Origin of the sequence: Mesorhizobium sp. M0898 (genome assembly GCF_040319695.1) — a bacterium.
GTDB lineage: Bacteria > Pseudomonadota > Alphaproteobacteria > Rhizobiales > Rhizobiaceae > Mesorhizobium.
Window position 1 is genome coordinate 41,161 of sequence record NZ_JAMYOE010000037.1, and the last position, 15,354, is coordinate 56,514.

Sequence of the window (15,354 nt, forward strand, 5' to 3'; positions counted from 1 at the left end):
GGACTGGCCGTATGGGGGCAGTATCTTAACGCTGAGACAGTTTCGAGCCGACCTTCAAATCCTCGCCTCAAAGAGTGATGCGGTATTTTGCAAAGCCCGCTTCGCCCTCGCCCGCCGGCTCGATCTTCAGCGACTTCACTTGCGCAATAAACTCCTTCGCCTTGGCGCCGGTCTCGAATACGACGCTGGTTCCCGGCAGTGGCGCAAACGACCAGTTGGCGTCCGCCGACGGGTTGATGGTGCCTTTGCTTACGATATAGCGCACGATCACATCGCGGTTGGTGTCGGGCGCTTCGTAGATGATCTTCGAGGCATTGATCTCCGGGAAATTGCCCCCGCCGCCGGCTCGGTAGTTGTTGGTGGCGACGACGAATTTCCGCTTGAGATCAATCGGTTTGCCGTCGAACATCAAGTCAATGATGCGGGTCGAGCCAGCATTCACCAGCCCGCCCTTCGAATCATATTTCGGTGACTGCGACAGATCGATCTTGTATGTGACGCCGTCGATCACGTCGAAATTATAGGATGGGAAGTCAGTGTTGATGAGCGCCTGGTCGGCTTTGCCCGGTTCGATCCGGTTGAAGATGCCGGCCGACATTTCCAGCCATTCTTTCACCTCTGCCCCGGTGATTTCAACGGCGCGCACCGTGTTTGGATAGAGGTAGAGGTCGGCGACGTTCTTGATGGCGATATCGCCCACCGCCACGTCGGTGTAATAGTCGGCGCCGTTGCGCCCGCCCGCCTTGAACGGTGCCGCCGCCGACAACAGCGGCATATCCTTCCACTCTGTGTTCTTCAGGATGTCCTTCAAGTACCAGTTCTGCGCCTGGCTGACGATCTGCACCGATGGATCATCGGCGACCAGCGCAAAATAGGAATAGAGCGGCGCCGAGGTTTTGCCGACCGGCCGGCGCACATAGGCAAGCGTCGCCTCGTGGTCCTGTTTGAGCCCGTCGATGATGCGCTGGTCGTCCGCGACGGTCGGCTTGTTCGTCTTGTCGACCCGCTCAAAGATCGGCCTGGCCTCAGAGGTCGCCGAGACGATTTTCCACGTCGATCCGTCGCGCTCCAGCAACAGATCGATCAGCCCCATGTGCGAGCCCCAGAAGCCGGCCATGACGGCGGGCTTGCCTTGCAACGTGCCTTTCGCCGTATCGACGGCTTCCAGCGACTGAAAGTCCTTCTTGCCGGGGAAGACCAGATGCTGGTGACCGGTGAACACCGCATCGATACCTTCGACACCGGCAACGAAGAAGGAGGCGTTCTCCATCATGTCACTTTGCTTCACGTCGATGCCGGAATGGGAGAGCGCAATGACGATGTCGGCGCCTTCTTCCTTCATTTGCGGCACCCACGCCTTGGCCGCCTCGACGATGTCGCGTGTTTTGACGCTGCCCTCGAGATTTTTCAGGTCCCAGACCATGATCTGCGGCGGCACGAAGCCGATGATGCCGATCCTGATCGGTTGCTCGGCGCCCGACCCGTCTTTGATCTTCCTGTCGAGGATGACGTAAGGCTTGAGATAAAGCCTGTCGTCGCGCGGGTTCGCGGCGAGCTCCGTGCCGCGGATCAAATTCGCGCAGACAAATGGGAAATTGGCACCGGCCAGCACCTTGTCCATGAACGACAGGCCGTAGTTGAACTCGTGGTTGCCGAGGGTCGAGCATTCGTAGCCGAGCAGGTTCATGCCCTTCATGACCGGATGCAGATCGCCATCCTTCATCCCCCTCTCGTAGGCGATGTAGTCGCCCATCGGGTTGCCTTGCAGAAGGTCGCCATTATCGATCAGCATCGTGTTGGTTGCTTCCTTGCGCACGGCTTCAATCAACGATGCCGTTCGCGACAGCCCCATCGTGTCGTTAGCTTTGTCGGCGTAGTAGTCGTAAGGCAGCACATTCACGTGGATGTCGGTCGTCTCCATAATCCTCAGATGCGCCTGATTGGCTTGAGCCCGGGCGGAGAACGGGTGCAGCATGATCAGCGCTCCGCTGGCGGCGACGCCGGCGAGGAAATCGCGGCGTGAGACGAGGTGGCGCAATTGGGACATTCGTTTTCTCTTTCTTCCACGACGTGACAAGTCCTGCCCGAAGCAAAGCTTCGCGCCGAAATCCAGTCGAGTCCAGAAGCCGATTCCATCAAGAGGAGGTGACGCGCCGATGAATGTCCGGCAGCGAACAATCAGCCCTTGTCGTCGTCGCCCTGCGTGATCAGCCGCGCGCTGCGCTGACCGGTGAAGTAGATCCATAGCCAACTCAGGGAAACCGCAAGCCGGTTACGAAAGCCGATCAGGAAGTAGATATGCGCCAAGCCCCATAGCCACCAGGCAAGCCGGCCGGTAAGCTTGATCCAGCCGAAATCGATGGCCGCGGCGCGCTTGCCGATCGTCGCCAGGTCGCCGTCATGCCTGTAGCTGAAAGGACGCGGTGTCGTGTCACCGGTAAGCCTTGCCTTGATCGTCGCGGCGACATGCCGTCCCTGCTGCTTGGCGGCGGGCGCGACGCCCGGCACCAGCCGGCCATCCGGCCGCAGGACGTGCGCTGCGTCACCGATGACGAAAATCTCCGGGTTTCCCGGCACACTCAAGTCGGGCTCGACAAGCACCCTGCCCGCGCGGTCCGCTGCCGCGCCGAGCCATTCGGCGGCCGGCGAAGCGGCGACGCCCGCCGCCCACAGGATTGTCCTGGCCGGCAAATGTGTGTCGCCGAAGACGACACCCTCGGCATCGCAGCGCGTAACCGCCCGGCCGAGTTCGACGGTCACGCCGAGCCGTTCGAGCGCCTTCGTTGCATAATCGGAGAGTTCGGGAGCGAAATTGGAGAGGATGCGGTCACCGGCCTCAATCAGCACCACACGCGTCTGCCGCGTGTCGATGTTGCGGAACTCGCCGCGCAGCGTGTCGTGCGCCAGCTCGGCAATGGTGCCGGCCAGTTCCACGCCGGTCGGCCCGCCGCCGACGATCGCCAGGGTCAGCAATGCCTGGCGCTGGGCGGGATCGGTTTCCCGCTCGGCCTGCTCGAAAGCCAAAAGAATACGCCGTCGAATGGTGGTGGCGTCCTCCAGCGTCTTCAGGCCAGGGGCGAACGGTTCCCATTCGTCATGGCCGAAATAGGCGTGCCGCGCGCCGGTGGCCAGCACCAGCGTGTCGTAAGCGACCGTGCCGCCGTCCTGCAGCAGCACGCGCTTGCCGGTGCGGTCGATGCCGGTAACGGTGGCGAGCAGCGTCGTCACGTCCTTGCGCCTGCGCAGAAGATGGCGGATCGGCCAGGCGACTTCGGAGGTGGCCAGCGCCGTCGTCGCCACCTGGTAGAGCAGCGGCTGAAAAAGGTGATGATTGCGCCTGTCGATCATCGTGATGCGCACCGGCGAGCCGGCTAGTGCGCGGGTGAACTCGAGGCCGCCGAAACCGGCACCTACGACGACGACGTGATGGTTGGCTGTGTTCATCTCGCTCATCCCTCTCGCCAAGGCTGATGTAAGTATCATTGTGCAGTGCAGCAATGCCTGCGCTGCAACTACCTGGGAGTCGTCGCTTGATGTCGTGAATACGCATGCTGCGGACTCGTTCCCGGATATAGCCTGCGTCCAGGATACTACTTGGTTGGAACTGTATTGCAGGTGAAGCATGGCTAGCGATGAAGACGAAGGCTCAGCGCAGTACGCCTCGCCGCCTTGTTTTATGCACGAGCTCGATCCGGAGTTTCAAGCGCCGCTATCCGACTGGACCGACGTAAGGCGCTGGCGCAAGGCCGAGCGCGAGCGGTTGATCGCATCCCGCCTTGCCGTTTCAGCCGACACGCGCGCAGCTATGTCGCAGCGTATTGCCGAAGGGCTCGACGCGGTGATCGGCGACATCGCCGGCCGTTTGGTCAGCCTCTACTGGCCGTTTCGCGGCGAGCCGGACCTGCGCCCGTGGATGGAAACCGTTAACGCGCGGGGCGGGCGCACGGCGTTGCCCGTCGTCGTCGAGAAAGACCGGCCGCTTGTCTTTCGCGCCTATACCCACGGAGACCGGCTGGAGAAGGGCGTCTGGAATATCCCGATACCGGCCGAGGGTGATCCGGTGTTGCCCGACATCGTTATTTCGCCGATCGTCGGCATCGATCCCGGGCAGTTTCGCCTGGGTTATGGCGGCGGCTTCTTCGATCGCACGCTTGCCGCGATGCCCTTCAAACCGCTGGTCGTCGGCGTCGGCTACGAACTGCAGCGCATCGTCACCATCTACCCGCAGCCGCACGACATTCCGATGGACCGTGTGGTGACTGAGGCATCCAAGGCCTAGGCGAGTTCGGGGCCTAGGCGAGTTCAGGCTTCATTCCCACGGCTGTGCGATCGACGATTTCGCGCAAGGCAAAGGACGAATTGATCTTCGTCACATGCGGCATTGCCGACAGCCACTCCTTGTGGATACGTTCGTAGTCGACGAGATCCTTTGCCGCTATGCGCAGGATGTAGTCATATTCGCCCGACATCAAATGGCAGGACAAGACGTTCGGGCAGCGCTTTATCGCTGCCTCGAAATCCGACAACGTCTTCTCGAATTGCCCGGACAGCGATATATGCACGATCGCCGTCATCTGGTGCCCAAGTGCAGCGTTGGACAGCCGGGCGTGATAGCCGCGGATGGTTCCGGATTTCTCCAGATTGTCCAGCCGCCGCGAGCAGGCCGACTGGGACAGGCCGACCTTCTCGGCGAGCGCTGCGTTGGGTATCCGCCCATCCTTCTGCAACGTCTCGAGAATGGCGATATCAATCCTGTCGAGCGGCATTTTTGCGGGTTCCTGCGACAATTCTAATGTTTCGCGCAACGATTATCGAACAGTGGCTTCTCAGGCAAGCGCATTCGCAAACACTTACCGAACGATTCGTGGTTCACTATCTCTAGACAGGGAACGAGCCCCAAAGGGCCGGATCAGGAGAAGAACGATGCGCATCGGCTGCCCCCGGGAAATCAAGAATCACGAATATCGCGTCGGCCTGACGCCGGGTTCGGTCCGCGAATATGTCGCGCATGGCCATGAAGTGCTGATCGAGACCGGCGCCGGCGCCGGCATCGGCGCCGACGACAACGCGTATCGTGCCGCCGGCGCCACGATCGCCAAGACGGCAGCCGACGTTTTTGCCAAGTCCGACATGATCGTGAAGGTCAAGGAGCCGCAGCCCAACGAATGGGTTCAGCTCCGCGACGGCCAGATCCTCTATACCTATCTGCATCTTGCCCCGGATCCGGAGCAGACCAAGGGCCTGCTGGCCTCCGGCGTGACCGCGATAGCCTACGAGACCGTCACCGACGAGCGCGGCGGTCTGCCGCTCTTGGCGCCGATGTCGGAAGTTGCCGGCCGCCTGTCGATCCAGGCGGGTGCAACGGCGCTGCAAAAGGCCAATGGCGGCCGCGGCGTGCTGCTTGGCGGCGTGCCCGGCGTGCTCCCCGGCAAGGTAACCGTGCTCGGCGGCGGCGTCGTCGGCCTGCATGCTGCACGGATGGCCGCCGGCCTTGGCGCCGACGTCATCATCATTGACCGCTCGATCCCGCGCCTGCGTCAGCTCGACGACATCTTTGGCGGCCGCGTCCACACCCGCTACTCGACCGTCGAGGCGCTGGAAGAAGAATGTTTTTCGGCTGACATCGTCGTCGGCGCCGTGCTGATCCCGGGGGCAGCAGCGCCCAAGCTGGTGACGCGCGAGATGCTGTCGGGCATGAAGAAAGGCGCCGTGCTGGTCGACGTCGCCATCGACCAGGGCGGCTGCTTCGAGACCTCGCACGCCACCACCCATGCCGAGCCGACCTATGAGGTCGACGGCGTCATCCACTATTGCGTCGCCAACATGCCGGGTGCGGTGCCGGTCACCTCGGCCCACGCGCTCAATAATGCGACGCTGCATTATGGCCTGCAGCTCGCCGACAAGGGCCTCAAGGCGCTGGTAGACGACCACCATCTGCGCAACGGGCTGAACGTCCACAAGGGCAAGATCACGAATCGCGCGGTGGCCGAAGCGCTCGGTTACGAGCTGGTCGAGCCGAAGGCCGTTCTCGCCGCCTGAGCTTCCGAATCTGCCTCTCCAGTGCCCGTCGGATTCGTCCGACGGGTTTTTCTTATGTCGAAAAACTGAAAAGTGTCGGGCGCGCAGAATAACCGGACAACAAAAAAGCGGAGCCAAAGCCCCGCTTCCTCGGTTGTCGAAAATTCCCGCCGGTTCATCCGCGGTCGGCAAATCGATCGACAGTCTCTTTCTACCGCTGGTATGCGACGAGAGTACGACAGCCAAGCCGGTGCAGCCTGTCCGGTTACGCGCGGTCGATCCGGCACTGATAGCAATTGTTGCGCGCCGAGCGGATGTGGACGTAAGCGATGTCGTCGCGTTCGAACAACGTCTCTGCCCGTGCGGCAATGGCGTCGGTCGGAATGACGCCGCCGCTGCCGTAAACGATGCGGTCGTCCTTGCCATAACCGCGCACAATGTAATCGCTGCTTTCGAGCATTTCGGGAAGCATTTTCCCCTCGGCGGCGCGTTCGCATTCTTTCGCATGCAGAAAGATCGGCCCCGTTTCGGCATAAGGCTGCAGCTCCGGAAAAGGTCGATAGGCCAAAACAAGATAGGCTTCTCCCAAAGCAATATTTTTCAAGCAATGACGGCAAGGCACGCCGTCGCCATCCGAAATTTGCCGCTCTGGCTTCAAGCCATAAGCATCCGGCCCGCCGCGCTGAAGTGCCCGGACAGCATTGGTTGGCAAGGCTTTGAATTTTAGCGTCATGGCAAAATCTCCGGTGTCGTCGACCGGAAATTATGCTCGCAAGACAGCGTTTCCCACCCGATTCCTGCCGAAATGGATCAATCCATCAGCGCGTCGAGACCACGAACCAGACCTTTGATCTGCTGTACCCGTCTGATGGCGAGCAGCGTGCCCGCCACGTAAGGCGCCGCGGACGAGCCGGCGTCGTGGCGTATGGTCAGCCGCTCGTCTGGCAAACCGAACAGCGCCTCGCAGGACAGGATGTAGGACGGCAGGCGAAGCGCGTGCACTTGCACCCCCTCGCCTGCGCCGACCGCACCACCGCGTGTGGCCGGCACGCCGGAGACCTCGGAGACCGGCTTTGCCGTTGAGGCCTTGCGGATGTCGGCCAGCGCTTCAGCAAGCTCTCGTGCGGTTCCGGAGGGCGCGTCGGGCTTCTTTGCACTAGCATAATCGATGACCTCGACATCCGGCACGTATTTTGCCGCCATAAGTGCAAACCGCTTCATCAGCGTGGCGGTGATGGAAAAGTTGCCAGCGGCAACAACGCCGACGCCATTGGCGCGCGCCGCGGCGTCGATCTCGGCATAGTCGGCAGCTCCCAGTCCCGACGTGCCGATCACCGTGTGCCGTCCGTTGTCGATGGCGAGCAGCACATGGTCTTTCACGACATGCGGCTTGGTGAAGTCGACCAGCACGTCCGACGGCGCCTCCAGCGCCTCGGCCAGCGAGGCCGAAACGGCAATACCATTAGCCGGCATACCAACCAGCAGACCGGAATCCTGCCCCGCGCCGCTGCGGGATACAGCCCCGGCCAGCGCCATGTCGCCTTGCGCCCCGATCGCCGGAACCAGCGCTTTGCCGACCCAGCCGGTCGCGCCGGCCATTACCACGCGTATTGCCATCGTGCGATCCTCCATCACCCATCGGGTTTTTAGACGATAGCGATATGGAAAGAGCCAAGCTCATTCAAGTCGGGCTCGCCTTTGAGTGTTGATCCAGAGACTCTGGGACATTGCAAGACAAGCTGAAGCTCGGATGAACGGGCCTGAAAATCAGGGCCGCATGACGCTGGCCGCGCGCTCGGCAAAAGACATCGGATGTACGACCTCCTTTTTTTGCGCCACTGGCGTAAAGCCGAGTTTTTGATAGAGCGGCAGTGCTGCTGGGTGATCGAGGGTGCAGGTCTGCACCGTCACCCGCTTTGGCCCGTGCGACCATGCCGCGGCGATTGCCGCACCAAGGAACCAGCGGCCGATGCCTTGCCCGGTCGCGTGCTCCATCATTCCGAAATAAGCGAGTTCCACTTCCTCCGGCAAATGCGGCTTGAGGTCGAAGAAGCCGGCCGGCGCACCATCCAGATAAAGCACCCTGATGTCGCGGTCCTCGCGGTGGATGCCCGCCGCAAGCTCCTCGTCGCTCAGCCTCAGCACATTGACCCAGTGCCATTTGCGGCCCACCCGATCCATCAAATAGCGGTAGAAATGCAGCGGAATGTCTTTGGTCTTGAGCAGCGCGATCTGGCGGTTGTACGGCAGCGGCGGCGAATACGCAGGCGGCACATGCATTTCGAGAAACGTCACGGTGACGTCGATGTCTTCCAGCGATCCGTCTTCCATCCCCGTCAGTCCTTGCCCGTCACGACGGGCGTGTCGGAAAGCCCGCCCCATTCGGTCCATGAACCGTCATAAAGCCTGTTGTCGGCATGGCCAAGCGTCTCCAAAGCCAGCGTGACAGCTGCCGCGGTGACGCCCGACCCGCAGGAGGTGACGACCGGCTTCGACAGGTCGATGCCGGCTCCTTCGATCACTTTGCGCAGCCTGTCCTTCGGCAACAATTCGCCGTTTTCCGAAAGCGCCGAAAATGGCACGTTGTGCGCGCCCGGCATATGGCCGGAGCGGATGCCGGGGCGCGGCTCCGGCTCGGTGCCGGCAAAACGGCCAGGCGAGCGCGCGTCGGCGATCTGGCTCTCCCCCGTCTCGACGATCCGGCGCATGTCGGCAAGGCTGGCGACGCGGGCGGCATCGAAGTTGGCATAAAACACGCAAGGCGCGATCTTCGTCGGCTCCGCCGTCACCGGCCGTCCGGCGGCTTTCCAACGATCGAACCCGCCGTCGAGTATATAGACCTGGAACACGCCCATGACGCGAAACAACCACCAGGCGCGCGGTGCAGAAAAGAACCCTGGCCCGTCATAGACAACAATCGTGTCATCGGCCGAAATACCCATCGCGCCGACATATTGCGCGAAATGCTGCGGCGACGGCAGCGTGTGCGGCAGAGCCGCGTCGGGGTCCGAAACCGCATCCTGGTCGAGGAAGCGGGCGCCTGGAATATGCGCTACGTCGTACTCGGCGCGCGCGTCACGCTTTTGCGCCGGCAGATACCAGGACGCGTCGACAATCGTCAGGCCGGGTTCGCCGAGCCGCTTCTGTAACCAATCGGCATCGATGGTGAAAGGACTGTCGTCGGCCATCTTTTCTCTCCTGTCCCGCCCGTTGCAGTCCTATATCAGGCTGGCGGCATAGGACCAAAGCGAATGCGGAAGCGCCGGTTCTCGCGGCCCTTCTTCTCGATCTTGCCGATATGGATCTCGCCGATTTCGCTGGTGCTCTTTACATGGGTGCCGCCGCAAGGCTGGCTGTCGATCGAGGCGTTCTCGCCGATGCAGACCAATCGGATCCTTCCCGTGCCGGCCGGGGGCCGCACATTCTTGGATTTCACCAAGCCCGGATTGGATGCCAGTTCCTCGTCGGAAATGAGCCGGGTGAAGATCGGATGGTCGGCTCGCACCAGTTCCATCAGTCTGGCCGTCACGTCTTCCTTGGTAAAGCCGGCATCCGGGATGTCGAAATCGATACGGCTGTCGTCCTCGGAAACCGCGGCGCCGGTGATCGGGAACGGACAGACGACGGTAAGCAGGTGGCAGGCAGAATGCATGCGCATCAGCAACTGCCGCCGCGGCCAGTCGATGGCGAGCCTCATGCGCTCGCCCACCTTTGGAACTGCCTGCTCCGGCGCCGGCACATGGATGATCTCGTCCTTGGTTTCGCCGGTGATCGTAGCGGCAATCGCTATGCCGGTGCCGTCGGCGCGTTCGAGGCTGCCGGTGTCGCCCGGCTGCCCGCCCGATGTGGCGTAAAACACCGTCCGGTCCAGAATGATGCCGCCGCGATCATTGACTGCGACGACGGTGGCGTCGGCCGTCCCCAGATAGGCGTCGTCACGAAACAGCGCTTCGGTCTTGTGCGCCATCACGCAACCCTTTCGAACGGTACTGAAATCGTGCTCTGTTGCTCCATCCACCCCGGCACCGGCAGCTTCTTTTCGCGCAGGAATTCAGGATTGAACAGCTTCGACTGGTAGCGCGTGCCGTAGTCGCAAAGCATGGTCACGATAGTGTGGCCGGGGCCTAGCTCGCGCGCCAGGCGAATGGCGCCGGCAATGTTGATGCCCGTCGAACCGCCAACGCAAAGCCCCTCCTCCTGGATCAGGTCGAATACGATCGGCAGCGCGTCCTCGTCGGGGATCTGGAAGGCAAAATCGGGTGTAAAGCCTTGGAGGTTGGCGGTGATCCGCCCCTGCCCGATGCCTTCGGTGATCGAACTGCCCTCGGATTTCAGCTCGCCGCTGGTGTAGAAGGAATAGAGCGCTGCCCCCAGCGGATCGGCCAGCGCGATCTTGACCTGATTGTTTTTGGCCTTCAGCCCGAAACCGACGCCTGCCAGAGTGCCGCCGGAACCGACCGCCGACACGAAACCATCCACCTTGCCGTCGGTCTGGTTCCAGATTTCTTCGGCCGTGGTGCGGATATGGCCGTCACGGTTGGCGACATTGTCGAACTGGTTAGCCCAGATCGCGCCGTTCGGCTCGCTCTTCGCCATCTGCTCGGCCAGCCGGCCCGACAGCTTCACGTAGTTGTTCGGGTTCTTGTAGGGCACGGCGGGCACTTCGATCAGCTCTGCGCCGAGCAGTTTGATGGTATCCTTCTTCTCCTGGCTCTGGGTGTCAGGAATGACGATCACGGTGCGGTAGCCAAGCGCCTTGGCAACCAGTGTCAATCCGATGCCGGTGTTGCCGGCCGTCCCCTCGACGATGACGCCGCCGGGCCGCAGCAGCCCGCGCTGTTCGGCATCGCGGATGATGAACAGGCCGGCGCGGTCCTTTACCGACTGCCCGGGATTCATGAATTCGGCCTTGCCCAGGATCTCGCAGCCGGTTGCTTCCGAGGCCTTGTTGAGGCGGATCAGGGGCGTGTTGCCGATCACGTCGATCACAGAACGGGGCATGGAGATTCCTTTGTGGGTGCGGCGAAACCCTAGAAACCCGAAGCTTCGGTTTCAAGGCAAGAATTTGCCTGGTCCAGTCGCATTTCGCACACTGCAATTCCTGCAGCCAGGAGCGCCCGACCGGTATTCATTTCAACCATGTACCGAAAAGCACTCTTTTCATTCGATTTCTTCACCGGTAGAGCACAGGCTAAGAAGAGCCGGCGGGGCGCAACATGACACTCTATCGGGCCAATCCGAAGCATGGCGTCGCCTGGATTACGGGCGGCAGCAGCGGTATCGGCCGTTCGCTGGCCAAGGATCTTGCCGCTCGGGGCTATGTCGTCGCGGTGACTGCGCCAGATGACCATCCGATCGATACGCTCATCGTCGAAACGGCGCAGATGGCGGGCCGTGTCGCAGCCTATCCTTGCGACGTGACCGACGAAAAACGCATGGCGAAGACGGTTGCAGCGATCGAGAAAGATCTCGGTCCGATCGTGTTGGCAGTGTTCAACGCTGGAAGCTATATCGCAACGCCGGGCGAGGATCTTGTGGCGCGCAATTTCCGTCGGTCTTTCGAAGTCAATTATTTTGGCATCATCAATGGCCTGCTGCCGGTCATCGAACGCATGCGCGTGCGCTCGCGCGGCCATGTCGTGCTGATCGGTTCGGTCACCGCCTATTTCGGCTGGCCCACCACCGCCGCCTATGGCGGCACCAAGGCGGCGGTCAATATCCTGGCCGAGTCGCTGAAATACGATTTCGACAAGATGAACGTCCGCATCCAGGTGATTAATCCGGGCTTTGTCGACACGCGGCTGACCGAAAAGAACTTCCTGCCGATGCCAGGCTTGATGCCGGTCAATCTGGCCTCGCGCCGCATCGCGCAAGGCATCGAATACGGCGGCTTCGAAGTCACTTTCCCACGCCGCCTGAGTTGGACGCTGAAACTGCTCAGGATGCTGCCGAGGCCGTTCTGCCGATGGGTGATCAGCACGGTCACCCGCTGGAATGCGCGGCCGCTGAATTTCGACCGCAAGCCGCCAGTCGAGTAGGATCGGTGATGGGCGAGCGATCGTGTTTGCGGGTCGCTGGGGCGCCGCACATGAATTGGTACCGGTCGACGATACCGGCGACCCGGACAACCACGCCATTGCCGGCGACGCGCTGTCGCCATCGACCACGGTTTTCCTCGCGCAGCGGATCGTCGTGTGGATCGAGGCGGTGGTAAAGTGAACCAAAGGCCCCCAAAGCAAGAGAGCGACCGAAGCATCGCTCCGGTCGCTCTCTTCAATCGTGTGTGACCAAGCCAGGCTTGGCCGACCGCAACACGGTCAGATTATGCGGCCCGCGCTGCTGGCCGCTTGCCGCCGAAGCGGCGCTTGTTATTGCCCTTGAAGGGCTTGGCGCCTTCCGGCTTGCGCTCGCCCGCAAAGGCCGGCTTGTCCCCGAACCGCTTCTTGCCGAAGCCGTTGTTTGCGCCGCCGGGCCGCCTGCCGTCGCGACGGCCATTGTGGTCGTTGCGATCGTTGGCCGGTTCGAAGCTGCGCTCGTTCTTCTCGGCGGGATTGCGCTGCGGATCGGGGCTGCCGAGATGGTCGGCAACGATCGGCAGCTTGGTGCGGATGATGCGCTCGACCTGACGCAGCTTGCTGTTTTCAGACGGGTCGCAGAGTGTGATGGCGATGCCGTCCATGCCGTTGCGGCCGGTGCGGCCGATGCGGTGGACATAGCTCTCCGCCTCGTCCGGCAGGTCGAAATTCACCACATGGCTGATGCCGGGCACGTCGATGCCGCGTGCCGCAATGTCGGTCGCCACGAGAATGCGCACCGAACCCTCACGGAAATCGTTGAGTGCCTTCTGACGGGCATTCTGCGACTTGTTGCCGTGGATGACGGCGGCCTTGAAGCCGTCGCGCTCGAGATCCTTGGTCACCCTGTCGGCGCCATGCTTGGTGCGCGAGAAGATGATGACGGACTTCATCGCCTCATCGGCAAGCATGTTGGCCAGCACCTGGCGCTTCTGCTTGGTGCGGGCAAAGACGACGCCCTGCACGATCTCGGCTGCCGCGGTGCTGTGAGGAGCGACTTCGACGCGGATCGGGTTCTTCAGCAGGCCTTTCGCCAGTTCGGCGATCTCGGCCGGCATGGTCGCCGAGAACAGCACCGTCTGACGGTCCGGCGCCGTCGCCTTGGCGATGCGCTTCACGTCGTTGATGAAGCCCATGTCGAGCATGCGGTCGCCTTCGTCGAGCACCAGCCATTTGGTGTCGGCAAGCATCAGGTCGCCTTCACGCACAAGGTCGGTCAGCCGACCGGGCGTTGCGATCAGGATGTCGACGCCGGGCGCAACCTTCTTCACCTGGCTGAAGCGCGAGACGCCGCCCAGCACGAGCGCGGTCGAGACATGCGCGCCCTTGGCGAGCAGCTTGATCATCTCCTCGATCTGCACCGCGAGTTCACGTGTCGGCGCCAGGATCAGCGCTCGGGCCGTCTTCGGCCGGCGCTTGGTACCAAGTGCGATGATCTTCGACAGGATCGGCAGCGCGAACGCCGCCGTCTTGCCCGAGCCGGTCTGGGCGATGCCGAAAATGTCGCGGCCTTCGAGCTGCGGCGGGATCGCCTGGGCCTGGATCGGCTTCGGATCGGTAAAACCGGCGGCATTGGTGGCCTTGAGCAGTGCGCCGGTGATTCCAAGTGCGGCGAAACCGTTCAGTTCCGCAGTGTCCTTACCGGTCAAAGTGTTTTCATTGGTCAAAATATTCTTCTTTCATGCGGCTCCTGGCCGCAAACATCGATGGCGGCAGGGCGCAACCTGCCGTCGAAAATTGTCATGAAACGACAAGGCGGGCGGACGTCATCGTCCGCACGGCTGCGCTGTCGTGCCCGCAGGCTTCATGCCACGGGGCTTTTTCGCCACCTTGCCGATATGTCGGGAAGAGGGAAAACAGACGCAACCAGTCTCATTCATCGAGAAGGCCGGAGTGTCCCGGCCCAAGCGCCTATGCCGCCGCATATGGCCCAGTTCGCATCGAAATGCAAGGGGCCTGATGTTGCAGCGCAGCAAAAGCCATGAGGAAGCGGCGCTTGCGCTCTCTCGCGGGCATGATTACCACAATGCAGCTTTCCGTTTCGGGGACCGGTCATGAAGGACGTGCTGAAGGAACTCGAGCGCCGCCGCGAGATCGCCCGCATGGGCGGCGGCCAGGCCCGCATCGACGCCCAGCACAAGAAGGGCAAGCTGACCGCCCGCGAACGCATAGACGTCTTTCTAGACGAGGGCTCGTTCGAGGAGTTCGACATGTATGTCGAGCACCGCTCGACCGACTTCGGCATGGAGAAAACCAAGATCGCCGGCGACGGCGTCGTTACCGGCTGGGGCACCGTCAACGGTCGCCCGGTCTATCTTTTCGCCAAGGATTTCACCGTGTTCGGCGGCTCGCTGTCCGAGGCGCATGCCGAAAAGGTGGTGAAGGTGCAGGAGATGGCACTGCGCAATCGCGCGCCGATCATCGGCCTCTATGACGCCGGCGGCGCCCGCATCCAGGAAGGCGTGGCAGCCCTCGGCGGCTACGCCGAGATCTTCCAACGCAATGTACTTGCCTCCGGCGTCATTCCGCAGATTTCACTGATCATGGGCCCTTGCGCCGGCGGCGACGTCTATTCGCCGGCGATGACCGACTTCATCTTCATGGTCCGCGACACCTCCTACATGTTCGTCACCGGGCCGGATGTAGTGAAGACCGTCACCAACGAGACGGTCACCGCCGAAAGCCTCGGCGGCGCTTCCGTCCACACAACGAAGTCCTCAATCGCCGACGGAGCCTACGACAATGACGTCGAGGCGCTGCTGCAGATGCGCCGGCTGGTCGATCTGCTGCCCGCATCCAACACGGCGGAAATTCCCGAGATCGAATGTTACCAATCGGTCACCGATCACGATCTGTCGCTCGACCGGCTGATCCCCGACAACGCCAACAAACCCTACGACATCAAAGAGTTGATCCTTAAAGTTGCCGACGAGGGTGACTTCTTCGAGATCCAGCAGAATTTTGCGAAAAACATCGTCACCGGCTTCGGCCGTATCGAGGGCCGCAGCGTCGGCTTCGTCGCCAACCAGCCGATGGTGCTGGCCGGCGTGCTCGATTCGGATGCCAGCCGCAAGGCGGCTCGTTTCGTGCGATTCTGCGACTGCTTCTCGATCCCGATCGTCACCTTCGTCGACGTGGGGGGGGGCTTTTGCGGCCCCCCCCCGGGAAAATTTGTGGTTGTAGAAGAGCGCCCCACAGTTAGAGTTGGTTGTGTATATACAAGACGCCCCGCACCACGCGAACACGGAGCAGGGGGGGACGG

General features: G+C 62.0%; 15 protein-coding genes. 5 read left to right on the forward strand and 10 right to left on the reverse strand.

What is annotated here, in order from left to right:
• Positions 1-67: 67 nt before the first annotated feature.
• Positions 68-2,047, reverse strand: coding sequence for a bifunctional 2',3'-cyclic-nucleotide 2'-phosphodiesterase/3'-nucleotidase (locus tag NKH90_RS27290; RefSeq protein WP_352822156.1), 1,980 nt, complete (start codon positions 2,045-2,047; stop codon positions 68-70).
• 131 nt (positions 2,048-2,178) lie between these two features.
• On the reverse strand, positions 2,179-3,444 hold the full coding sequence (locus NKH90_RS27295; RefSeq protein ID WP_352502939.1) for an NAD(P)/FAD-dependent oxidoreductase: 1,266 nt from the start codon (positions 3,442-3,444) through the stop codon (positions 2,179-2,181).
• 178 nt (positions 3,445-3,622) lie between these two features.
• Here NKH90_RS27295 and NKH90_RS27300 point away from each other — a divergent pair, with 178 nt between their 5' ends.
• On the forward strand, positions 3,623-4,279 hold the full coding sequence (locus NKH90_RS27300) for a 5-formyltetrahydrofolate cyclo-ligase (RefSeq protein ID WP_352766645.1): 657 nt from the start codon (positions 3,623-3,625) through the stop codon (positions 4,277-4,279).
• A 13-nt stretch (positions 4,280-4,292) separates the two neighbouring features.
• On the opposite strand, the gene NKH90_RS27305 is transcribed toward NKH90_RS27300, so the two are convergent.
• Positions 4,293-4,766 (reverse strand): Lrp/AsnC family transcriptional regulator, encoded by a 474-nt coding sequence (locus NKH90_RS27305; protein ID WP_023675099.1) that lies wholly within the window; start codon positions 4,764-4,766, stop codon positions 4,293-4,295.
• Positions 4,767-4,923: 157 nt separating this feature from the next.
• On the opposite strand from NKH90_RS27305, the gene ald reads away from it, so the two are divergent.
• On the forward strand, positions 4,924-6,039 hold the full coding sequence (ald, locus tag NKH90_RS27310) for an alanine dehydrogenase (RefSeq protein WP_352822159.1): 1,116 nt from the start codon (positions 4,924-4,926) through the stop codon (positions 6,037-6,039).
• A 244-nt stretch (positions 6,040-6,283) separates the two neighbouring features.
• Here ald and NKH90_RS27315 read toward each other — a convergent pair whose 3' ends face one another.
• From NKH90_RS27315 to NKH90_RS27340, 6 genes are all read right to left on the reverse strand, one after another.
• Entirely contained in the window at positions 6,284-6,751 is a 468-nt protein-coding gene (locus NKH90_RS27315; RefSeq protein WP_352471826.1) for a DUF1203 domain-containing protein, read from the reverse strand.
• A gap of 77 nt (positions 6,752-6,828) precedes the next feature.
• On the reverse strand, positions 6,829-7,635 hold the full coding sequence (gene dapB, locus NKH90_RS27320) for a 4-hydroxy-tetrahydrodipicolinate reductase (protein ID WP_352448952.1): 807 nt from the start codon (positions 7,633-7,635) through the stop codon (positions 6,829-6,831).
• A gap of 150 nt (positions 7,636-7,785) precedes the next feature.
• On the reverse strand, positions 7,786-8,349 hold the full coding sequence (locus tag NKH90_RS27325) for a GNAT family N-acetyltransferase (protein ID WP_352448953.1): 564 nt from the start codon (positions 8,347-8,349) through the stop codon (positions 7,786-7,788).
• A 5-nt stretch (positions 8,350-8,354) separates the two neighbouring features.
• Positions 8,355-9,206 (reverse strand): 3-mercaptopyruvate sulfurtransferase, encoded by an 852-nt coding sequence (sseA, locus tag NKH90_RS27330; protein ID WP_023675104.1) that lies wholly within the window; start codon positions 9,204-9,206, stop codon positions 8,355-8,357.
• A 35-nt stretch (positions 9,207-9,241) separates the two neighbouring features.
• The gene (locus NKH90_RS27335) at positions 9,242-9,985 is read right to left on the reverse strand and encodes an alanyl-tRNA editing protein (RefSeq protein WP_023675105.1); all 744 of its coding nucleotides are present in this window, start codon (positions 9,983-9,985) and stop codon (positions 9,242-9,244) included.
• On the reverse strand, positions 9,985-11,019 hold the full coding sequence (locus NKH90_RS27340) for a cysteine synthase A (RefSeq protein ID WP_023675106.1): 1,035 nt from the start codon (positions 11,017-11,019) through the stop codon (positions 9,985-9,987). Before NKH90_RS27340 ends, NKH90_RS27335 begins: the two co-directional genes overlap by 1 nt.
• A gap of 215 nt (positions 11,020-11,234) precedes the next feature.
• Here NKH90_RS27340 and NKH90_RS27345 point away from each other — a divergent pair, with 215 nt between their 5' ends.
• A complete protein-coding gene (locus NKH90_RS27345) occupies positions 11,235-12,056 on the forward strand; it encodes an SDR family oxidoreductase (RefSeq protein WP_352457508.1) in 822 nt (273 codons plus the stop codon).
• A gap of 22 nt (positions 12,057-12,078) precedes the next feature.
• A complete protein-coding gene (locus NKH90_RS27350; protein ID WP_502893806.1) occupies positions 12,079-12,237 on the forward strand; it encodes a hypothetical protein in 159 nt (52 codons plus the stop codon).
• Between the two features lie 103 nt (positions 12,238-12,340).
• Here NKH90_RS27350 and NKH90_RS27355 read toward each other — a convergent pair whose 3' ends face one another.
• Complete coding sequence (locus NKH90_RS27355; RefSeq protein ID WP_352613569.1) at positions 12,341-13,759, reverse strand: DEAD/DEAH box helicase; 1,419 nt, start codon at positions 13,757-13,759, stop codon at positions 12,341-12,343.
• 387 nt (positions 13,760-14,146) lie between these two features.
• Here NKH90_RS27355 and NKH90_RS27360 point away from each other — a divergent pair.
• On the forward strand, positions 14,147-15,354 hold a 1,208-nt coding region (locus tag NKH90_RS27360), incomplete at its 3' end, for an acyl-CoA carboxylase subunit beta (protein WP_352822163.1).